Origin of the sequence: Nocardia sp. JW2 (assembly GCF_051843015.1) — a bacterium.
Lineage (GTDB): Bacteria > Actinomycetota > Actinomycetes > Mycobacteriales > Mycobacteriaceae > Nocardia > Nocardia coubleae.
Genome location: NZ_JBPXLK010000017.1, coordinates 37,048 through 57,217, shown reverse-complemented (window position 1 = coordinate 57,217; position 20,170 = coordinate 37,048). Strand labels below are relative to the sequence as shown.

The window sequence follows — 20,170 nt, the reverse complement described above, 5'->3', positions numbered from 1 at the left end:
CGGCGTTGCGGTCGAGTACGCCCCGATGAGCCAAGGCCCACCGGATTCACCTCGCACCCAGTTCTGCTTCCTCACGCTCGTCGTAGGCATCGCGGGCGCGGTGGATCGCGGGCATCTGTTCGGCCGCCCAGGCGAGCAGGACGTCGACCGGGTCGCGCAGGGTTTTGCCGAGCGGGGTGATCCGGTACTCGACCGCGACCGGACGGGTGCCGACCACGTGCCGTTCGATCACCCCGTTGCGCTCCAGTCTGCGCAGCGTCGCGGTGAGCGACTTTTGCGTCACCGCGGGGATGGCGCGACGCAGTTCGTTGAACCGGGTCGGTCGCTCACAGAGTTCGTTGAGGACGCTGAGCGACCACTTGTCGAGCACCTGATCCAGTAGCTCGCGGTGCGCGGTGTCGATGCGGAGCTCGTCGGCGGTATCCATGCTGAAACCTGGTTTCGTTGAAGTGTCCTTTGTGCACTAGGTAGCTTAGCGATACTTACAACGAACGGAGCAACAACAATGACTGTCGAGCACTTCACCCCCACCGGAATGCTGCAGCCCGCGCCCTACCACCACGTGGCTGTGGGCACCGGATCGCGGCACGTGCACGTCAGCGGGCAGGTCGCCCGTCTCGCCGACGGAACGCCCGTCGCACCGGGCGACCTCGCCGGACAGGTCGCCCAAGCCCTCCGCAACACCGCAGTCGGCCTGACCGGAGCAGGCGCCACCTTCGCCGACGTACTCCGCCTCACCTTCTACGTCACCGGATGGACCCCCGACCAGGCAGGCGCCTTCATGTCCGGCGTGGAATCGGTCGCCGCGGAAATCGGCCTGCCGAACCCGATGCCGCCCGCCTCACTCATCGGCGTGGACGCCCTGTTCGAGGCGGACATGATGGTGGAACTCGAGGCAACGGCAATCGTCGATTGACCCCTACCGAGCGTGCCGCACCGCATCGACCGGCGAAGTCATGGTCGATGCGGCGCACTCCGCGACCGCGCCCGGGTAATTAACGTTGGCGTCCTCGCCGATGCGGCATCGATTCGGCGGTGGAGTCGGGTTCCGCGGGCCGATCAGTGGGAGAACGTCAGGCCGTCCGGTATAGGTGTCCAGGTGCGTCCGTCGGTGGACTGCATCTTCGCGTCGACATCGATCAGATGGTTCCCCTCACCACCACCAACAGTGAGTATCCGCCCGGCGCCATCCAGCGACATCTCATGCCCGACTTCGTACAGCTCACCCGAATACGCGGTGAGACCGAGCTCGAAGTCGCGGTCACCGAGGTACAGCGGTTCCACGCGGATTGCTCCGTCCTGCTGCGCCTTTCGGACATGCCATTCGAGGTTCCCCCTTGTACAGCCACGCCAGCACTCCACGCCGGTGCCATACGATTGCGTCGGGCACGAAATCTTCATCGTGGTCACGGCTGCTGAGCCCCCACTCGAAGGCGACAAGCTCCCACCGCTGGTACGCGTCCAGTTGCAGCACCATGACAAATCCCTGTCTGGTGCCGAGGGAACCGTAATCGTCATAGGGCTGCCCGGTATTCAAGGCAAGCACGAGCTGGTCGTTACCGAGGAACTCGGCGTAGGTCCACCTTTCGAACCAATCGATGTCGGGAACAACTGCTCGCGTGGTTCCGGTGTGCAGCACACCGTCGGTGAATCGCCAGCTGCTGTCCGGCGATTCGGCGTCGATGCCGTCGGCGGCTTTCTCGGGACCCGTTGTCCTCCAACGCTTTTCACCTTCTCGGACCGCCGATCCGCTGCCGTCATTGCGGCATGGTTCCGGCCGTGCGGGCCATGCTACGCGTGCACCGCGATCACGAACGGGATCGATCCTCCGCTGCCTGCGCCACCCGAAGAGCACATTCCAGCGTGGGCGCTCGGACCGACCACGACCTCGGCCCCACCGACGTGGTGGGAAGGCGCACGCCTGCGGTCCAACCTTTGCTTGGTCAGCGCGGCACCGGCGCAGGTGACTACGTTGGAGTGATGGTCGGTGCGGTATCGGTTCGGCGGCGTGAACAATTGCGCGAGTTTCTGCGGGCTCGGCGGGAGCGGATATCTCCCGGTGAGGTGGGGTTGCCCGTGGGTGGGCGGCGGCGGACGCCCGGGTTGCGGCGCGAGGAGGTCGCGATGCTGGCGGGGGTCGGGGTGTCTTGGTATACGTGGCTGGAGCAAGGACGTGACATTTCGGTCTCCGGTGATGTTCTCGATGCCGTCGCGGGGGCTCTGCGAATGAACGAGTCCGAACGCGCGCACCTGTATTTGCTCGCCGGACTCAACCCGCCGCCCGCGAATGGATCGGGGACGGAGGTGACCGCGGAAATCCGGGCACTTCTCGACGGGTGGGAGCGTGGGCCCGCCGTGGTGCGCGACCGCTACTGGAACATCCTGGCGTTCAACACTCTTGCCGGTCGGATCTTCGGCTGCGACGACGGGGAACCACACAACTGCCTCGTCACCTTCTTCACCAGTCCCCGCTATCGTGGTCTGCCCGAGATCTGGGCCGCTGCGGCGCCGGGTGTTGTCGCGGCCTACCGTGCCGACGCGGCGCTCGCCCCGCACGACGAAGAATTCGGCCGCGTGGCAGAAGAACTCGTGGCATCGTCACCCGAATTCGCACAACTGTGGGACCGGCACGAGGTGGGTGTCCCCGCGCAAGCAGTCAACGCCCTACTCCACCCCGAAGCCGGCGAACTGTACTTCGACGCGACAACCCTCACCGTCGCCGACAACCCCCATTGGTCCGTGGTCCTCTACAACCCGAAACCCGGCACAGCCACCCACGCCCGCCTGACCACCCTCCCCCACCTCCACCTCACCGAGTCCGCCTGACACCGGCCGCGACGAAGCCGTCGTGCCTGACAGTCAGGGTGGTGGTGGCACACCCCTGATAAATGCGCACTGTTTGTCTGTTCGGTGGAGGCGCAAGGTGAGTGCATGAGGCACAACGGGTTTCGGTTCGACGGGAAGATCGCTCTGGTTACCGGGGGTAGCAGTGGGATGGGGTTGGCTGCCGCTCGGCGGTTGATCGAGGAAGGTGGGCAGGTGGTGGTGACCGGCCGGGATAAGGGGCGGCTGGATGCGGCGGTCGAGGTGTTGGGGGATGGGGCGGTCGGGATCGCTGGGGATATGGCTGATCTCGACGATGTCGATGCTGTGATGGGGACGATCTCCGAGCGGTTCGGGCGGCTCGATGTGGTGTTCGCCAATGCGGGGATCGGGTCGTTCCAGACGATCGAGCAGGTGAGCGACCAGCTGTTCGGGCAGGTGATCGACAGCAATGTCAAGGGGGCGTTCTTCACGATTCAGAAGGCGCTGCCGGTGCTGGTCGACCAGGGTGCCATCGTCATCAACGCGTCGTTCGGCCTGCACCGGGGTGTGCCGGGTGCGGCGTTGTATTCGGCGAGCAAGGCGGCGGTGCACAATCTGACGCGCACGCTCGCGGCGGAGTTGGCGCCACGCCGTATTCGGGTCAATTCGGTGAGCCCGGGCTACATCGACACACCGGCCTTCCGCGCCGAACTCTCCGAGTCGGCACAGGCGGGGGTCGCGGCCCTCTCCCCCGCCGGCCGCGTCGGCACCGTGGACGATATCGCCGCCGCCGTCGCTTTCCTGGCCTCCGCCGAGGCCTCCTACATCAACGGCCACGACCTGCGCATCGACGGCGGCCTCACTGCGGTAGATGCCGCCGCACTGCTCTAGCTTCTGGGCGACCGAGCCCGCGCCGCTCAGCGCACGGCGGCTCGACCACGCAACCGGCCGAGGACGACCAGTACCACGAGGGTCACCGTGACGAGGATCGTTGTCGCGGCGGCAGCGTCGAAGACCTCTCCTCGGTCGGTCTGGGCGAAGATGCTGACCGGCAGGGTTTTCCAGGTGGCGGGGTACACCATGATCGTGGCGCCGAGCTCACCCATGGACAGGGCGATCGAGAGGCCCGCTGCGGCGCCGAGGGCGGGCAGCAGGAGGGGGAGGGTGATCTGGGTCAGGACGCGGACCGGACCCGCGCCGAGGGATTCGGCGGCTTGGCGGTACGCGGGGTCGAGGCGGTCGAGGGCGGCGGAGATGGCACTGAAAGCGTAAGCGAGGACCAGCACGGTATGAGCCAGGATGACGATCCACTTGGTGCCGCCCAGCAGCAGCGGACGTTCGTTGAAGGCGATGAGGACGCCGAGGCCGATGGCCACCGAGGGCACCGCGACCGGCAGGTGGAAGACGGCGTCGGTGAGGCGACGCAACCAGGTGGGCGCCTCGCGGGCCGCGAGAGCGGCCCAGGTGCCGACGATCAGGGCGACCGCGCCCGAGATCAGCGCGGTCTGCAGACTCACCGACAGGCTCGCGGCCTGTTCACCGCTCACAGCGCTGCCGAGGTTGGCGAAACCGAGGTCCGACGGGAGCGGGCCGGTCCAGGTGCCCGCGAGCGCGGCGAGAACGACCGTCGCGATCGGGGCGACGAAGACCACCGTCACCACGAGCCCGAAGATGGTGAGCACCAACAGCTTCCCGCGCGGAGTCCAGACGAGCACGATCAGTCCTCCTTCGGACGGGCGATGAACCGGGCGAACACGAGCCGGTAGGTGACGTACAGGGTGAGCGACAGCACCACCTGCACGGTGGCGAGAACGGCGGCGCCGGGCAGGTCGAAGGTGACGATGCCACGGGTGTAGATCAACGCGGGCAGCGTGATGACACCCTTGGCGCCGGTGAACAGCACGATGCCGAACTCGTTGAGCGTCAACAGCAACACGAGGCTGCCGCCTGCCGCCAGCGCGGGCCACGCTTCGGGCAACACCACCTGGCGCAGCACCCGCCACGGGGAGGCGCCGAGACTGGCCGCCACATCGAGCTGTTCGCGCGGCAGTTGCGCGAACGCGGCGAGCACGGGTCGCACCACGAACGGGGTGAAGAAGGTGATCTCGGCCAGGATCACGCCCAGCGGCGTGGTGAGGAAATCGATCACCGGCGTTGTCGCCCCGGTCAATTCGGCGATCACCGCGTTCACCGCCCCCGCCGTGCCGTAGAGGAAGGTGAAGGCCAGGGTGATGAGGAACGACGGCAGCGTGAGGATGGTGTCGATGAGTCGGCCGACCACCCCCGACCCGGCAAACGGCACGAACGCGAGCACGATCGCCAGGAACGTGCCGAGCACCAGGCAGCCGAGCGTCGAGCACACGGCGATGGAGATGGTGCGCCACAACGCATCCCGGAACGCCGCCGAGCCGAGGACCGTCGACCACACCTCGGTGCCGCGTCCGGTCGGCGTGCGCGTCGACTCGGTGAGAACTCGCAGAATCGGATAACCGGCGACACCGAGCACGATGAGTACGGGCGGCAACGTCCAGAGGACAGGCGCCCACGAGCGCTGCGCACCTGCGGATTTCGGCTTCACAACCGCAGGCGGATCGAGGACTGGCGCACTCATCGCCGCACCTCGCCCTCGCAGGACGGACCGAACTCACGAAGCACGCTCGCCACCTTCACCGGCCGAGTCCGCGCTCCCGAGACCTCGAGACTCGATATCTGTGCCGAGCAACGACTCCCGGCCGTCGCAAATGACGAAATCATCGGACGCCGACTCCTGATACCGTGCCGACCCCACACCATCACACTGACTGGAGTCGGAACGCCGGGGCTTCCGACGGCTGCGACGGCGTTATGGGTGCGCGAGCAGGAATTCCGCACCGACGCAACGAGTTCAACCGAGTTCACGGCGCATCCTCCTCGCCGCGCGAACCGGCCCCGACCGTGTTCGCGATCAGGACACCGGCGGGATCGGGCAAGACGACCCCGACGACCGAACCCACCGCAGCGGTGAAATGTCCGGACACGTCGGCGGCGAGCACGGACGGCAAACCGTCGACATCCAACTCGACCCGGGTCGACGCCCCACGCCACACCGCACTCCGCACCGTGGCACGCAGAGCATCTCGATCCGAGGTCTTGCCGAGGGTGACGGTGTGCGGGCGCACGCACAGCAGCGCGGCGTCGTCCGGCTTCCACTCGTCCTGCCCGACACCGGGCACCGGCGCCTGGGCACGCAGTGTCGAGGTTCCCGCGGTGACCAGCGCCGCCGTCCCGGTGACGTGCTTCACCGTGCACGGCACCAGGTTCGCCCCACCCAGGAACCCGGCGGTGAAATCGGAAGGCGGTCGCTGCCAGAGGTTTTCGGCGGTGTCGATGTCGACGAGGCGGGAATCACGCATCACCGCGATCCGGTCGGCCAGGGCGAGCGCCTCGGCCTGATCGTGGGTGACGTACAGCATCGCCGTGTCGGGCAATGCCTTCCGCAATTGCTGTAGTTCGCCGAGCATCGAGTGCCGCAACTGCGCGTCGAGGGCGGCGAGCGGTTCGTCGAGCAGCAGCACCCTCGGCCGGATGGCCAGCGCACGGGCGATCGCCACCCGCTGCTGCTGACCACCCGACAGCTCCCGCGGCAGACGCTCGGCATAGCCACCCATGCCGACCATCTCCAAGGCCTCGGTGACGCGCGGCCCGATCTCGGCGCGCGGCACCCGCTGCGATTTCAACCCGAACGCCACATTGCCGCGCACGCTCATGTGCGGGAACAGCGCATACGACTGCACGACCACGCCGATCCCCCGCTCGGCGGGCGACAACGCGGTGACATCGCGTCCGGCCAACCGCACCGAACCCGAAGTGGGACGGACGAATCCGGCCAGCGCCTTGAGCGCGGTCGACTTGCCCGACCCACTCGGGCCGAGCAATGCCACCGTCTCGCCGACGGCGACGCGCAGGCTGAAATCGGCCAGCGCGACAGCGGCCTTGCGGCCCCGGCCGTAGCTGACACCGACCCGGTCGAACACGATCGCCGGTTCGGTCGTGGTGGCACCGGCCGAAACCACGGACCCCGTGCGCACGTCACCATCGGACATTGTCGACTCCTTTTACAGGGGATTTCAGCTGCCGGTTGCCTTCTGGTATGCCGCGAGATCGGCATCCAGCTCGGTGAGCACCGTGTTCCAGTCGACCGGAACCACGTCGACACCACGCATCGCCGCGGCGGGACCGCCCTCGGCGGGCGCGGGCACATCGGTCCGCGGCGACACCGCGAAGGCCTCGGGTCCGAGCGCCGCCTGCGCCTCGGGCGCCAGCAGGAACCGCATCAGCTCGGTGGCGTCGTCCTTGTGCGGCGCGCCCTTGGCAAGACCCATCATGTACGGCACGGCGACGGTGGAGCGCTTGCCGTCGGCGGCGGGGAAGAAGACGTTGAACTTCGATCCCTTCTCCTTCACCGTGGTGAGGTTCATCTGCACGTCGCCGTTGGCGATGAGCAACTCACCCTTGTCGACCTTGGCCTGCAGCTTGCCGGTCGACGACGACGGGCCGACATTGTTGGCCTGCAACGCCGCCAGGTAGTCCAGCGCACCCTGCTTGCCGCGCAACTGCTGCAGCAGCACCAGCACCGCCGTGCCGTCACCGGCCTGGCCGGGCGTCGAGTACTGCAGCTTGCCCTTGAACTCCGGCTTCAGCAGGTCGTCCCAGGTGAGCGCGGCGGCATCGACCGACGGGTTGGCGATGAAGCACAGGAAGTTGTTGGCCATCGTCACGTAGTTGCCGTCGGGATCCTTGTCGGCGGCGGGGATCGCGGCGGTGTCGATACCGCTTGGCTGCAGCAGACCCGACTGCTCGGCCTTCTGGATGAACGGCGGCAGGGTGACCACGATGTCGGCCTGCGGATTGGACTGTTCCTTGTCGACCCGGTTGACCACCTCGCCCGACCCGGCCTCGACCAGGTTCACCGCGATCCCGGTCTGCTCGGTGAACTCGTCGAAGCGGTTCTTGTACCAGCCACCGACGCCGTCGGCGGAGTACACGGTGACGGTGCGGCCGTCGGCCGACTCGGTTCCGGTGCCGCCACACGCCGAGGAGAACGCGACGGCTGTGACGCCTGCCAGCAGCAACGCGGTGCGCGCGAGGCGGCGTCTGGTGAGGGAAGTACGCACGATGACAACAACTTTCGTTTCACGGAGGTGCATTCGCCGCGGCGGTCGCCGCGACGGAAGTTCAGGTCAGGAGCAGGGCGGGGAAGTCGGCGACGGAGTCGACGACGTGGGTCGCGCCCGCCTCTCGCAGCTGTGCCGCGCTGTGCGCGCCGGTCAGGGTGCCCGCGACGATGCGCGCCCCGGCCGCCAGACCGGTCGCGATATCGCTGGTGGTGTCGCCGAGGACAGCGATCCGGTCGACCGCGTCGACCCGCAGGCGCAGTGCCGCGGTGAGCACCATGTCCGGGTAGGGACGGCCACGGCCGGCGTCGGACGGGGCGAGGGTGAGGTCGGCCAGCTCGGCCCAGCCGAGCGCGGACAGCAGCTTGTCCTGGGTGTCGCGGCTGAACCCGGTGGTGAGCGCCACCCGGACACCCGCGTCGCGCAGGGCCGTGATCGCCTCTACCGCACCGGGTACGGGCGCGATGTCGGCCTCGCCGACGAGCGCGTCGTAGGCCGCCTCGAAGGCGCGATTACCTGCCTGGGCCGCGTCCTCGTCACCGAGCAGCGCACGGAAGACCTCGATCTTGGACTGGCCCATGGTGTCGAGCACGTATCGGCGGGCCGCCTCGCGACGTGGGCCGTCGGACTCGATCCCGACCGCGGTAGCCGCCTCCTCGAAGGCGCGAAGCACCAATCCGCCGTCGGCGACGGTTGTACCGGCCATGTCGAGCACGGCGAGCTGAATAGCGTTGTGGTGCACGGTGATCCTCACAGTCCGATCTCGTCGGCGGTTTGTTCGCCGAGGGCGGGGCCGAGCGTCATTCCGCGACCACCGGGGCCGGTCACCACCCACACGTTGGTGTCGGCCCGCACGCGGGTGACGATGGCGTCCGGGTCGACGCTCTGGCTGTAGACACCCGCCCAGCGGCGCACCACCCGTGGCAGCTTGCGGCCGAGCAGCTCCTCGGTCACCTCGGTGAGGTGGTCGTAGGGCGCTTCGTCGACGTCGAAGGCGAACGGTTCGGTGTATTCGTGGGTGTCACCGATGGTCAGCCCGCCGTGCAACCGCTGCACACACAGCAGCTGCATCCTGTGCTCGGCGGCGGTGGCCGTCTGCGACTGCTCGCGCGCGAGCGAATCCACCTGCGGGCCGGCGAAACCCGGGTAGTAGCGGAAGCTGTCGCCGTCGGCGATCGCCGTGGTGAGTGCTTCGCCGAGCGGCTCGGTCTGCATCATCTGCAACCGCACCCGGCGCACCGGCAGCACACCGGCCAGTTCCCGGGTGAGCCCGGAATGCGCCGCGCCTGGGCAGTGCACGACCAGGTCGGCCTCGTGACGGCGGCCCTGATCGTCGAGCACCACCGCACCGGCGCCGGTATCGGTGACCGACCGGGCCTCGGTCGACTCGTGGAAGGTGTAGCGACCGCTGGCGGCCATGTGGGCGCGCAAGGCGGGCAACGCCTGCCGCGACTCCACCGCCGCGTCGGTCGAACAGTGCAGGCCGGCCAGGTATTTACCGCGCAGCGCCGGGTTGTGCGCCAGCACCTGCTCGGGTTCGAGCAGGGTGAAACCGCGATCGGCCGCGGTGGGCCCCGCCGCCGCGGCCTCGGCGACGGCCAGCTCCGCCGGGGTACGGACCAGGGTGATGGACCCGGCGGGCCGGAAACCGACGCCCGCGACCCGACCGCCGATCTCCTCCCACAGCCCGCGCGAACGCAGCGTGAGTTCCAGCTCGCCTGCCGACCGCCCGGATACCCAGACCAGGCCGAAGTTGCGGACCGTCGCGCCGCGCGCCTCGCGTTCGCGTTCCAGGTGGACGACCTCGTGGCCGCGGGCTATCGCGGCCCAGGCGTGCGCCGTGCCGAGAATCCCACCACCGATGATGACCAATCGCATGGCACCGATAGTGGCAAATGGTCTAGACCGATAGGTGTGGCCAGGGCGAACACCGCGTTAACTTTTGGTATAGACCAATCCGGGTACGCTGAGCGGCATGGATTCACCGCACACCACGCGCGTCCCGAAGGTGTTCCGCGTCCGCACCGAGATCGACGCGATCCTCGCCGAACTCGACGAGGGCGACCCGGTGCCGTCGGAACGCGATCTCGCCACCCGCTTCGGAGTGGCGCGCGAGACGGTGCGCCACGCGCTGCGGGAACTGCTGGTGGAGGGCAGGATTCGCCGGCGCGGACGCGGAACTGTCGTGTCGCGGCCTAAGCTCACCCAGCCGCTGTCGCTGCGTTCCTACACCGAGGGCGCGGTCAGTCTCGGCCGCGTACCCGGCCGCGTAGTCGTGGCCTGGGAAGACGTTCCCGCCGACGCGCAGACCGCGACCGATCTCGAGGTGGAGCCCGGCACGCCGGTGATGCACCTCGAACGCGTCCTGCTCGCCGACGGTGAACGCATCGGCCTGGAAAGCACCTATCTGCCACTGCATCGCTTCGGCGGGCTTCGTGGCAGTTATGACCCGACCACGTCGCTCTACGCCGCGATCCGCGCCACCGGCGTGAGCTTTGCCGGTGCGCGGGAACGCATCGAGACCGTTCTCGCCTCGCCGCGGGAGGCGGGCCTGCTCGAAAGCACGACCGCACTACCGATGTTGCTGCTGCACAGGCGAAGTGTCGATACGGACGGCGCACCCATCGAACGGGTGCGTTCGCTCTATCGTGGTGACCGCGTCGCCTTCGAGGCGAGGCTGTCACCGGAACCCGCGTAGCCCCTACTGCTCGGGCAGCCTTCGCCTGCCACCGATCACATCGGTGACGAGGTCGGTGTAGCCGTCGACCAGTTCGGCCAGGTGATACCAATGTTTGTGCGTGCTGTCGCTTCGCGCGCCGTCCAGATCGATGGCCTGGTTGGCATCCACCCAGCTTCGCGCCATCCGGTCGACGACGGCGCCGAGACTTTCGGTGTGCAGCGAGGCACCCGTCCGATTCACCGGAATCTCGGCGACAATCCAGTCGTTGATGTCGTCGACGAGTTCTCCTCGACGGCAATCTATTTCGGCGATCAATGCGGCGTCACGCACCTGTGCCCGCCGTTCGTGCAGCTCAGCGAGCGCGTGTGCCGATCGCAGCAATTCGCGATCCTGGAAACGCCGCCCCTGAAAGGCGCACAACAATTGTGGCGCCGTCGGCAGTACCCCACCCATCACCGGCGCGCTCATCGCAACGCCCCGAATTCACCCGACACCCAAGATTTGTATACCAACATGATTGGCTCTCGATTCGGTTATCCCGGTCTTCTGTTCGGCTTGCTCGCAACCAGGCTAACTGGATCATGCTCGCTCACAACGGGAAACGCAAGATTGCGTTGTCACTCCTGCAGTAAAGCCGCCCTGACAGAACCGCGGGTCACTTGACCACAAGCGAACAGGCCGACCGGCATTCTTTCCCGAACCCGTGACAGCATGGACGAGCAGCGCAATAATGCGATTCACGTGACGCGCCACAGGCGAAGGGGCACCCATGGCAGGCAAGCGAACCACACTCACCGTCCGGCTTCGCAGGCTCGCCGCGATGCTCCGTGAGCTGCGCGAATCCGCCGGGCTCAGCAAAGAGGACGTGAGCGCGCGCACCGGCATCAACGTGACAACGCTGTACCGCATCGAAATGGCGCAGGCGCGCCCGCAGCGGCGCACGCTCAGCGCGATGCTCGACCTGTACCAGGTGAGCGAGAAAATGCGCGAGGAGGCCATGAGCCTGCTCAGCGACGCGCTCAAACCGGGCATGTCACATGCGTACGAAGGGGCGTTGTCCGATGTCTACGCCACCTACATCAACTTCGAGGCGGAAGCACTTTCGGCACGCCAGTACCAGACCTCCACTGTGCCCGGCCTTTTGCAGACCTTCGAATACGCCGCGGCGGTGATCGATACGTCGATGCCGCGCCTCGACGCCTCCGTGATGGAGAGCCGGGCCAAGGCGCGCATGGACCGCGCGGTGAACCTGACGAAGGACGATCCGCTCGAGCTGTGGGTGGTGATGGACGAGGCCGCCATCCGCCGGGTGGTCGGCGGTCCGGTGACCATGGTCGGCCAGCTCGACCGACTGCTCGAGGAGACCAAGCGCAAGAACGTGATCCTGCAGGTCCTGCCGTTCGAGGCGGGCGCGCATCCCGGCATGGCCGGGTCGTTCACGCTGCTCGACTTCCGCAATCCGGTCGACCCCGAACTGGTGTATGTGGAGAGCATGTCCGTGCACGACCTGGTCGAAGGTCATTCGGAGATCCGCCGATTCGGCGTGATCTTCGACCAGTTGCGGGCCATGGCGCTGAGCCCACGTGATTCCGCCGCGCTGATTCAGCGGGCTCGCGACGAGATCGCGGCCGGGGTGGATCGGGCGAGGTAATCGCCCCTCATGGGGTGAGCAGGCCGGCGACCCGGGCGAGGACCTCGGGTGCGAGGAGATCGTCGAGGGTCGCGTCGACGGCATGGGCCGTCAGGTTGCCCGTCACCAGGCGCCGCCAGTCCTCCACCGCGGCAGCCGCATCGGGTCGATCGCGCTCGGGGACGACCAGGACGAGTTCGCCGGGCAGGATTTGTGGGCGGTGGGTCGACGCTGCGCGTGCGAGCGCGGCGGAGTGATCGATCAGGTGCCGCAATTCGTCGCCCGTCATGGTGATCGTGCCCGCCAGCCTGTCGGTCAATTCGGCCGCTGACGTGTCAATGCCCGTTTCATGGTTGGGCGGACGGGAATCGTTGTCCGCGACGCCGATGAGCCGCTCGACGAATCTGCCCGGCGCCGTCGGCGACAGCGGTCCGGCACCCGCATCCGTGCCCAGGAGGACAACCCGGACAATCTGGTTGTCCTCCCCCAGCCGCACCGCCATCTCCTGCGCGACGAGGCCGCCCGCCGACCATCCGAGCAACCGATACGGCCCCTGCGGAGCGATCCGGCGGATCTCGGTCAGGAAGTGCTGCGCGTAGTCGCCGATCGTCGGCAGATCGACAAGCGTCTGCAGCCCGTAGACGGGTACCTCCGGCTCGAGGTGGGCGAGCAGGCAGGCGAAGGGCCATGCCAGTCCCGCTTCACCGGCCAGACAGAACAGCGGTGTGCCGTCGACCGAATCCGAGCGCGGACGGATCGGCAGCACGGTCGACACCGCGGCAGCGGGTCGCGGTTCGGCGAACACCTCGCGGGACCACTCGCAGGTCTGCGCCTGCTCCTCGTCTGTGCGCACAACGAATGGTACGTCGTACGAAAGTTCTACCGAGCCAACAATTCCGGGGGCACCGGTCAGTGGACGACCGAGGGAAGACAGCGGGAACCGGCCCACAGATCGTCGATCAGGCGCTGGTAGCTCTCGGCGAGGTCGTCGAGCCGGGCCCACTCGTCGTAGAACTGCGCGTCGGTGGCGTCGGCCATGGTGACGAACAGCCGCGCGCTGTGTGCCGCGAGCCGGTCGACAAGCATGCCGAGGGTTTCGCAGTGCTCGGCCGCGGAGGCCGAGGGCAGCGGGGCGGCCAGGATCACCCAGCGGTCGATCGCGCGCATCAGTTGCGCCCGGCGACGGTCGAGTCCTGGCGCCTCGAAGGCCGGCGTGCGGTCGCGCACCTGGTGCAGCACGGCGAGCTCGGCCGCCGCGTGCAGCACCGGGTGGTAGTCCTCGGCCGGTCCACGGAACGCGGCGAGCATCAGCTCACGCCCGGGCAACCTGGTTCGGTCGACCGAAAACCGCGTCTCACAGCGCATCACCGTCATCTGGCACCTCCGGCTCGGCCACCCCGGCAAACACTCCGCCACCACTGTCCCCTACCACGATGCCAGACGGAAGCGAACAGGCCTGCGGACATCCAGGTTGTCCTGTTCGCCTGGCGTGTGCCCGCCGCGCTACAGCGCGCGCAGACTGCCGAACAGGCCGTCCTTCTCCTCACGTGGGCCCGCGGTGAAGTACAGCGCGTCGGCGTCGCCCGCGCTCTCACCGTTGCCGAACGTCAACGCCCACAACCCCTCGATCTGCACCGGCTCGCCGTCGCTGTCGCGCAGGTAGTCGACGAAGGTCCCGGTGGTGTCGTCGAAGGCGAGGACCCGGCCGAGGCCACCGGAGTTGCCGATCAGCAACTTGCCCGAGAGCGCACCGAAGTTCGACGGCGCGATCGTCACCGCCCACGGTGCGTTGAGGCGCCCGCCGTCGTCGATGATGCGCACCAGCTTGCCCGCGGCGTCGAATTCGGCGACCTTGCCCTTGTCCGGGGTACCGCCGGCCGCTTCGTCGGCCTTGGCGTCGAGCGAGACCTCCTCGCCCTTGTCGAAGGCCTCGGTGTCCTTCTTGTCGGCCTTGGTCACGGCGTAGGAGACGAACACCCGGCTGCCGACCGTGGTGATGTTGAACGGTGCCGGGTCGCCGGGAACGGCCTTGTTGCCCTTCTCCGGACTGGCGGGGTCGACGGGCTTGCCGGTGGCGAACGGGTTGGCGAAGCCGGTGGTCGCCACCGGCTGCCAGAACTTGTCGAAGGTGCGGATCTGCGGGTCGGCGCCGAAGTCGGCGGCCAGCAGTTTGTCACCGGAGGGTGCGAGCGTGAGCCCGAGGAACGACATGCCCTGCGCCGAACCGTCGAAAACCTGGTTGGCGCCGCCGTTGCGGCGGATGACGGCTCCGTCGGGCGCCTGCTCGGTCCAGGCGTTGATCCTGCCGGAATCGGTGCCGACGATGAACCGGGCCGAACCGCCGAGCGGGACCGGCATTCCGTTCAGATCGACCCACTGGTCGCGCACCGCGAACAGATCGGAATTGATCGGGGCCGGGTTGAACACCACACCGGTCGTCTTGCCCGCCGACTTGTCGGACGGATCGGCATCGGTGCCGGGAATCGCGACGGATTCGAACTGGTCCCTGGTGAGTTTCTGCAGTGCCGGGTCCGTCGACTCGCTGACATCACCGAGGAACTGGAACGACTTACCACCCGCGCCCACCCAGAAATGTCCGCCCGCGCCCTTGGGCCGGGTCGCCAGACCCCAGGCGTCGACCATCTCGGCGATGGTGAATTGGGCGTGATAGGAGTCGGAGCTGGCGGCCAGATCGGTTTGGCTGTACCGGTTGCCGTCGAGGGCGGCGACACCGTCGCCCGCCGGATCGGTGCCCGAGCACGCGGCAGCGACCAAGAGCACCGCGCCGAGAACCGCACCGCGCACCGGCCCGGACAGCACCCGGCGGGTGCCCCTCACATGTCCGTTCAACGTTCATTCCTTTCGACCTCCGCCGGACGGCGTTCAGGCGACGCTGACCTTATCCCGACCCGTGTGACGGTGTGCCGTGAACATGGCTGTGGTGGCAGGTCTAGGCTGTCGCGCGTGGTCGAACCAAGCGCGCCCATCGCCCCGCATCCCGCCGTCGCCGCCCTCGCACCGCTGCTCGGTACCTGGCGCGGGCGAGGTCACGGTGAGTACCCGACCATCGATCCCTTCGACTACGTCGAGGAGATCACCTTCGGTCATCTGGGCCGCCCGTTCCTGACCTACCGGCAGCGGACCAAAGCCGCCGACGACGGCCGCCCGCTGCACGCGGAGACGGGCTATCTGCGCGCCCCAGCACCCGGCAAGGTCGAACTGGTGCTCGCCCACCCCACCGGAATCACCGAGATCTGCGAGGGAACACTCACCGAAACCGTCGACGGAATTCGGCTCGAATTGAATTCGACGAATATCGGGTTGAGTGGGTCGGCGAAATCGGTGACGGCGGTAGGCCGTTCCTTCCATGTGACCGGCGACACCATCGAGTACACGCTGCGGATGGCCGCCGTCGGCGAATCCCTGCAACATCATCTGAGCGCGACCCTGCAACGTGCGTGACAATGCAATTTCATTTGCACGTACCCGCTGAGCAGCGCGTTCGATCGCGACGGCGGATCGTCACGGTCGCATAGCGATTACGTTCGAACACGCCCGCACATATGGCAACAATTGTGTGTCGCTTACTGCCGCCGCCTGTTGCCGAGCGCTTCCGCGTTCTACGGTTCTCCCATTCGGAACACGTCGAAACCCTGGACGAGGGAGACGAATATGAGCCGTTCCACCCTGATTTTGACCACCGCCGGAATGATTCTCGGCGGTGCCATGGCCATCGATCTGCTCGACGCCCGAGTCCAATCCGCGCCGCCCAAACCGGCTCCCGGCTATGAAGTGGTCCACCGCGACGCGGTCGAGCACACCGACAAAGACGCCTACGTCGTCCCGCCGTATCGCGCTCAGTAACCGGGTGGCAGCGCCGCGAACATGTCACGGGTGACGGCGACCGCGTTGTCGGAACTGCCACCCTTGACCAGCAATGTCGCGAAGGCCATGTCGCCGCGGTAGCCGACGAACCACGAGTGCGATCCGCCGTCGACCTCCGCCTCACCGGTCTTGCCGTACACCTCGCCCTGATCGCGGATGCGTTCGGCGGTGCCGCCGGTGACGACCATCCGCATCATCTCGCGCAGCCCCTCCACCACCTCGGGCGCGAGTTCGGGCCGCTCACCGACGATCTCGGTGGGCCTGCCCGCGATCAGATACGGCACCGGCGCCGACCCGTGCGCCACCGCCGCGGCCATCAGTGCCATCCCGAACGGGCTCGTCACCACCCGGCCCTGGCCGATGCCGTCCTCGGCGCGCTGGACCAGCCCGTCGGCGGGCGGCACCGACCCCGACAGCGTCGGCAGCCCGGCCACCCGGTAATCCTGGCCGATGCCGAGGCGGGCGGCGGCCTCGGTGAGCGCGTCGGGTTCGAGCCGGCTGGCCAGCCGCGCGAAGGTGGTGTTGCAGGAGCGTTCGTAGGCGGTGGCCATCGGCACATCACCCACCGTGAAGAGGTTGTAGTTGGGAATCGTCCGCTCCCCGATGGTTGTCCGGCTCGGGCAGGGCAGCACCGTCTCGGGCGTCGCGATACCCGCCGCCATCGCCGCCGACGCCGTGACCGTCTTGAAGATCGAGCCGGGCGGGTACTGACCGCTCGTGGCCACGGGGCCGTCACGATCGGCGGCCTTGTTCTGGGCCACCGCGAGAATCGCGCCGGTGGAGGGCCTGATCACCACCATCATCGTCTGCTCGGTGCGCAGGTCGACCGCGTGCTGCGCCGAATTCTGCACGAAACGGTCGATACTGAGCGCGAACGACGGTGCCGGCTGGGCCGGGACCTCGTGCAGCACATCGAGATCCGCGCCGTTGGCGTTGCGGGTTACCACGCTCCAGCCCGCCTTGCCGTCGACCTCGGCGATCACGGTCTTGCGCACCTGGGTGAGCAGGTCGGGGGCGAACTTGCGATCGGTGGGCACCATGTCCCACTCCTGGGTGAGCGTCACTCCGGGCAGACCGATCAGGTGACCGCCGAGCGTCTCGGCCTCGTACTCGCTGAGCAGGACGACCGTGTACGCCCCATCGGCTTTGCGCGCGGCCGACAGAATGGCCTGCGGGGTGTAGGCCACCGGATCGATGCGGCTCAGCGCAGCGGCAAGCGCCCCCGCGACCCGGTCGGGGTCCGGGGCGTCGGCGACCGTGAACCGTACCCGTGACACCTTGCCCGGCACGAGCACATCGCTGCCCGCCGACTCGTTGACCCGCGCGCGCGGCGCGGGTTGGGTTCGTAATTCCAGGCTTTGGGTGTCGCCGAGTTTGGGGTGGATGTCGGTGGCGGTCCAGCGCACCAGCCAGCGGCCGTCGCTGCGGCCCATCTGCAGTTCACCCGAATAGGTCCAGTGGCGGCCCTTGGGCAGTGTCCACTCGTAGGTGTAGTCGACGGTGGCGGTGTCGCCCTGCACGCGTGCGTCGCCGGTGCGGACGGTGAGCTTCTCGGCCTGCAGCGCGTCCCAGGTAGAAGTGAGTGCGGCCGTGGCCTTCTCGGGTGAGGTCGTGAGACCACCCGCGGTGACCAGATCGCGGTCGGCCAAGGCCTCGGCGAAGTCCTGGGCGGCGGGCACCGGCCCCTGCGGACCCGTCGAACACGCGCCCGAGGAGAGCGCGAGCGCGAGCACCGCACAGGTGGTGAACATCCGAGTCCTCATCGGCACAGATGGTAACGGCGAACCGGGCGCCGACGACGCAACAACGCCGGGTCAGCGGCGGAAAACTAATCGACGAGGACGGTCGCGAAGGTGGCGATCTGACGGAAACCCACACGGCTGTAAGCACGTCGGGCGATCTGGTTGTAGTCGTTCACGTACAGGCTGGCCGTACGACCTGTCGACACAACGGCATTCGCGACGGCGGCCGTTCCCGCCGTCCCCACCCCGGCACCGCGATGCTCGGGATGCACCCACACGCCCTGGATCTGGCCGGTGCGCCGCGACAACGACCCGATCTCGGCCTTGTACACCACTTCGCCGTCGTCGAAACGTGCCCAGGCCCGGCCGGATTCGATGAGGCTCTTGATGCGGCGTCGGTAGCCGCGACCACCGTCGCCCGCGCGCGGGTCGACGCCGACCTCCTCGATGAACATGGAGATCGCGGCGGTGAGATAGCGGTCGATCTCGTCGGGCCGCACTCGCCGCACCGCGCTGTCCGGGCGGGCGAGGGCCGGTTGGGCCAGGGCGAGCAGCGGCTGGTCGGCGCGTAACTCCCTGGCCGGTCCCCAGCTCGGCGCCAGCATCTCCCACAGCGGCAGCGCCAGCTCCTGCCTGCCGACCACGGAGGAACACACGCGCGGCCACCTGGTGGCCCGGTCGGCGAACGCGCGAAGGGCCTGCTGATCACCGCGCAGCGGAACCAGGTTCGCACCGGAGAAACACAGGGAGTCGGCCGGACCGCCGCGACTCCACAACTCACCCACGCCGGAACGGGTGTCGAGCCCGAATTCCTGGACACGGGCCGCGATCATGCACGAGGCGACCGGATCGGCGTCGAGGACCCGTAGCACCTCGGCCAGGTCCCGCACGGTCACCGGACGCGCGGGGGTGGCCTTGGACCGTCGCGTCGGCTCCAGCAGACTCCGCACGGCACCAGCCTGCCACGAAAGCGGGCGCAGTGGTACGGGTCGAGGTGAATCCGTCGCCGGACCGTGAGGGATCAGCCCGCGGTGACCACCGGCTGCGCGCCGGGCTCGGTGCCCATCTCCTCGGCGATCCGCATCGCCTCCTCGATCAGGGTCTCCACGATCTGGGCTTCCGGCACGGTCTTGATGACCTCGCCCTTGACGAAGATCTGCCCCTTGCCGTTGCCGGAGGCCACTCCGAGATCGGCTTCGCGGGCCTCGCCGGGGCCGTTCACCACGCAGCCCATCACGGCCACGCGCAGCGGCACCTCGAGGCCGTCGAGCCCGGCGGCGACGGCGTCGGCCAGCGTGTACACATCCACCTGGGCGCGTCCGCACGACGGGCACGACACGATCTCGAGCTTGCGCGGACGCAGGTTCAGCGACTGCAGGATCTGGCCGCCGACCTTCACCTCTTCGGCGGGCGGCGCCGACAGCGAGACGCGGATCGTGTCACCGATGCCCTCGCTGAGCAGGGCGCCGAACGCGACCGCCGACTTGATGGTGCCCTGGAACGCCGGGCCCGCCTCGGTGACGCCGAGGTGCAGCGGGTAGTCGCTGCGCGCGGCGAGCTGACGGTAGGCCTCGACCATCACGACCGGGTCGTTGTGCTTGACCGAGATCTTGATGTCGCCGAAGCCGTGGTCCTCGAACAGGCTCGCCTCCCACAGCGCCGACTCGACCAGGGCCTCGGGGGTGGCCTTGCCGTACTTCTCCATCATCCGCTTGTCCAGCGAACCGGCGTTCACGCCGATGCGGATCGGGATGCCCGCCGCACCCGCGGCTTTGGCGACCTCGCCGACGCGACCGTCGAATTCCTTGATGTTGCCCGGGTTCACCCGCACCGCGGCGCAACCCGCGTCGATGGCGGCGAAGATGTAGCGGGGCTGGAAGTGGATGTCGGCGATCACCGGGATCTGTGACTTCTTGGCGATGGTCGCCAGGGCGTCGGCGTCTTCCTGCCTCGGACACGCCACGCGCACGATGTCGCAGCCCGAGGCGGTGAGTTCGGCGATCTGCTGGAGGGTGGCGTTCACGTCGTGGGTCTTGGTGGTCGTCATCGACTGCACCGAGATGGGATGGTCACTGCCCACGCCGACATTGCCGACCATGAGCTGACGGGTCTTGCGCCGTGGTGCGAGAACAGCAGCGGGAGCGGCGGGCATCCCCAATCCGATAGTGCTGGTCACGGTCGGCTGCCTTCTTTCCTACGGATCTCGAATCGACCTGGGCTGATTGCTTCCGAGCTTAGTCGCGCACGCCGCCGCCGCACCCTGTGAGGGGCGCGA

At 68.0% G+C, this 20,170-nt stretch carries 22 protein-coding genes; 7 read left to right on the top strand and 15 right to left on the bottom strand.

From position 1 onward, the window contains the following. Positions 1–46 precede the first annotated feature (46 nt). A complete protein-coding gene (locus ACSVDM_RS21975; protein ID WP_439267426.1) occupies positions 47–427 on the bottom strand; it encodes a winged helix-turn-helix transcriptional regulator in 381 nt (126 codons plus the stop codon). A 78-nt stretch (positions 428–505) separates the two neighbouring features. Between ACSVDM_RS21975 and ACSVDM_RS21970 the strand changes: the two genes are divergently transcribed. Continuing rightward, complete coding sequence (locus tag ACSVDM_RS21970; RefSeq protein WP_439267424.1) at positions 506–916, top strand: RidA family protein; 411 nt, start codon at positions 506–508, stop codon at positions 914–916. A 143-nt stretch (positions 917–1,059) separates the two neighbouring features. Here the strand turns inward: ACSVDM_RS21970 and ACSVDM_RS21965 are convergent, their stop codons facing one another. After that, entirely contained in the window at positions 1,060–1,284 is a 225-nt protein-coding gene (locus ACSVDM_RS21965) for a hypothetical protein (protein ID WP_439267422.1), read from the bottom strand. A gap of 483 nt (positions 1,285–1,767) precedes the next feature. Here ACSVDM_RS21965 and ACSVDM_RS21960 point away from each other — a divergent pair, with 483 nt between their 5' ends. Together ACSVDM_RS21960 and ACSVDM_RS21955 are read left to right on the top strand one after the other, a co-directional pair. Continuing rightward, on the top strand, positions 1,768–2,826 hold the full coding sequence (locus ACSVDM_RS21960) for a helix-turn-helix transcriptional regulator (RefSeq protein ID WP_439267420.1): 1,059 nt from the start codon (positions 1,768–1,770) through the stop codon (positions 2,824–2,826). Between the two features lie 105 nt (positions 2,827–2,931). Then, complete coding sequence (locus ACSVDM_RS21955; RefSeq protein WP_439267418.1) at positions 2,932–3,696, top strand: SDR family NAD(P)-dependent oxidoreductase; 765 nt, start codon at positions 2,932–2,934, stop codon at positions 3,694–3,696. A gap of 26 nt (positions 3,697–3,722) precedes the next feature. On the opposite strand, the gene ACSVDM_RS21950 is transcribed toward ACSVDM_RS21955, so the two are convergent. The 6 genes from ACSVDM_RS21950 to ACSVDM_RS21925 all read right to left on the bottom strand — a co-directional run bounded on the left by ACSVDM_RS21950 (position 3,723) and on the right by ACSVDM_RS21925 (position 9,836). Continuing rightward, a complete protein-coding gene (locus tag ACSVDM_RS21950; protein ID WP_439267417.1) occupies positions 3,723–4,520 on the bottom strand; it encodes an ABC transporter permease in 798 nt (265 codons plus the stop codon). Between the two features lie 2 nt (positions 4,521–4,522). Continuing rightward, positions 4,523–5,416 (bottom strand): 2-aminoethylphosphonate ABC transporter permease subunit, encoded by an 894-nt coding sequence (locus ACSVDM_RS21945; RefSeq protein ID WP_439267416.1) that lies wholly within the window; start codon positions 5,414–5,416, stop codon positions 4,523–4,525. A 283-nt stretch (positions 5,417–5,699) separates the two neighbouring features. Beyond that, the gene (locus ACSVDM_RS21940) at positions 5,700–6,887 is read right to left on the bottom strand and encodes an ABC transporter ATP-binding protein (RefSeq protein ID WP_439267414.1); all 1,188 of its coding nucleotides are present in this window, start codon (positions 6,885–6,887) and stop codon (positions 5,700–5,702) included. A gap of 24 nt (positions 6,888–6,911) precedes the next feature. After that, positions 6,912–7,991 carry a 2-aminoethylphosphonate ABC transporter substrate-binding protein gene (locus ACSVDM_RS21935; protein WP_439267412.1) on the bottom strand — a complete coding sequence of 360 codons (1,080 nt, stop codon included), beginning with the start codon at positions 7,989–7,991 and terminating at the stop codon, positions 6,912–6,914. Between the two features lie 28 nt (positions 7,992–8,019). Then, positions 8,020–8,700 (bottom strand): phosphonatase-like hydrolase, encoded by a 681-nt coding sequence (locus tag ACSVDM_RS21930; RefSeq protein WP_439267411.1) that lies wholly within the window; start codon positions 8,698–8,700, stop codon positions 8,020–8,022. An 8-nt stretch (positions 8,701–8,708) separates the two neighbouring features. Next, positions 8,709–9,836, bottom strand: coding sequence for a TIGR03364 family FAD-dependent oxidoreductase (locus ACSVDM_RS21925; RefSeq protein ID WP_439267409.1), 1,128 nt, complete (start codon positions 9,834–9,836; stop codon positions 8,709–8,711). Positions 9,837–9,933: 97 nt separating this feature from the next. On the opposite strand from ACSVDM_RS21925, the gene ACSVDM_RS21920 reads away from it, so the two are divergent. Continuing rightward, complete coding sequence (locus ACSVDM_RS21920; protein WP_439267408.1) at positions 9,934–10,656, top strand: GntR family transcriptional regulator; 723 nt, start codon at positions 9,934–9,936, stop codon at positions 10,654–10,656. Positions 10,657–10,659: 3 nt separating this feature from the next. Here ACSVDM_RS21920 and ACSVDM_RS21915 read toward each other — a convergent pair whose 3' ends face one another. After that, complete coding sequence (locus tag ACSVDM_RS21915) at positions 10,660–11,019, bottom strand: DUF4254 domain-containing protein (protein WP_067496462.1); 360 nt, start codon at positions 11,017–11,019, stop codon at positions 10,660–10,662. 388 nt (positions 11,020–11,407) lie between these two features. Here ACSVDM_RS21915 and ACSVDM_RS21910 point away from each other — a divergent pair, with 388 nt between their 5' ends. Further along, positions 11,408–12,289, top strand: coding sequence for a helix-turn-helix domain-containing protein (locus ACSVDM_RS21910; protein WP_067636503.1), 882 nt, complete (start codon positions 11,408–11,410; stop codon positions 12,287–12,289). Between the two features lie 7 nt (positions 12,290–12,296). Here the strand turns inward: ACSVDM_RS21910 and ACSVDM_RS21905 are convergent, their stop codons facing one another. From ACSVDM_RS21905 to ACSVDM_RS21895, 3 genes are all read right to left on the bottom strand, one after another. Continuing rightward, the gene (locus ACSVDM_RS21905; protein ID WP_439267406.1) at positions 12,297–13,121 is read right to left on the bottom strand and encodes a thioesterase domain-containing protein; all 825 of its coding nucleotides are present in this window, start codon (positions 13,119–13,121) and stop codon (positions 12,297–12,299) included. Positions 13,122–13,177: 56 nt separating this feature from the next. Further along, the gene (locus ACSVDM_RS21900) at positions 13,178–13,642 is read right to left on the bottom strand and encodes a DUF4254 domain-containing protein (RefSeq protein ID WP_439267404.1); all 465 of its coding nucleotides are present in this window, start codon (positions 13,640–13,642) and stop codon (positions 13,178–13,180) included. 129 nt (positions 13,643–13,771) lie between these two features. Then, positions 13,772–15,118: a TIGR03118 family protein gene (locus ACSVDM_RS21895; protein WP_439267402.1), complete on the bottom strand. Its 1,347-nt coding sequence runs from the start codon at positions 15,116–15,118 to the stop codon at positions 13,772–13,774. 114 nt (positions 15,119–15,232) lie between these two features. On the opposite strand from ACSVDM_RS21895, the gene ACSVDM_RS21890 reads away from it, so the two are divergent. Together ACSVDM_RS21890 and ACSVDM_RS21885 are read left to right on the top strand one after the other, a co-directional pair. Continuing rightward, on the top strand, positions 15,233–15,730 hold the full coding sequence (locus ACSVDM_RS21890; protein ID WP_067496295.1) for a peroxynitrite isomerase: 498 nt from the start codon (positions 15,233–15,235) through the stop codon (positions 15,728–15,730). A 210-nt stretch (positions 15,731–15,940) separates the two neighbouring features. Next, positions 15,941–16,132 carry a hypothetical protein gene (locus ACSVDM_RS21885; RefSeq protein WP_067496292.1) on the top strand — a complete coding sequence of 64 codons (192 nt, stop codon included), beginning with the start codon at positions 15,941–15,943 and terminating at the stop codon, positions 16,130–16,132. Here ACSVDM_RS21885 and ACSVDM_RS21880 read toward each other — a convergent pair. The 3 genes from ACSVDM_RS21880 to ispG form a co-directional block, all read right to left on the bottom strand. Next, positions 16,126–17,916 (bottom strand): penicillin-binding transpeptidase domain-containing protein, encoded by a 1,791-nt coding sequence (locus ACSVDM_RS21880; protein WP_439267399.1) that lies wholly within the window; start codon positions 17,914–17,916, stop codon positions 16,126–16,128. The genes ACSVDM_RS21885 and ACSVDM_RS21880 overlap by 7 nt on opposite strands. Positions 17,917–17,981: 65 nt before the next feature. Next, the gene (locus ACSVDM_RS21875; RefSeq protein ID WP_247607075.1) at positions 17,982–18,836 is read right to left on the bottom strand and encodes a GNAT family N-acetyltransferase; all 855 of its coding nucleotides are present in this window, start codon (positions 18,834–18,836) and stop codon (positions 17,982–17,984) included. An 80-nt stretch (positions 18,837–18,916) separates the two neighbouring features. Next, positions 18,917–20,071: a flavodoxin-dependent (E)-4-hydroxy-3-methylbut-2-enyl-diphosphate synthase gene (ispG, locus tag ACSVDM_RS21870; RefSeq protein ID WP_181696838.1), complete on the bottom strand. Its 1,155-nt coding sequence runs from the start codon at positions 20,069–20,071 to the stop codon at positions 18,917–18,919. Between the last annotated feature and the right edge of the window lie 99 nt (positions 20,072–20,170).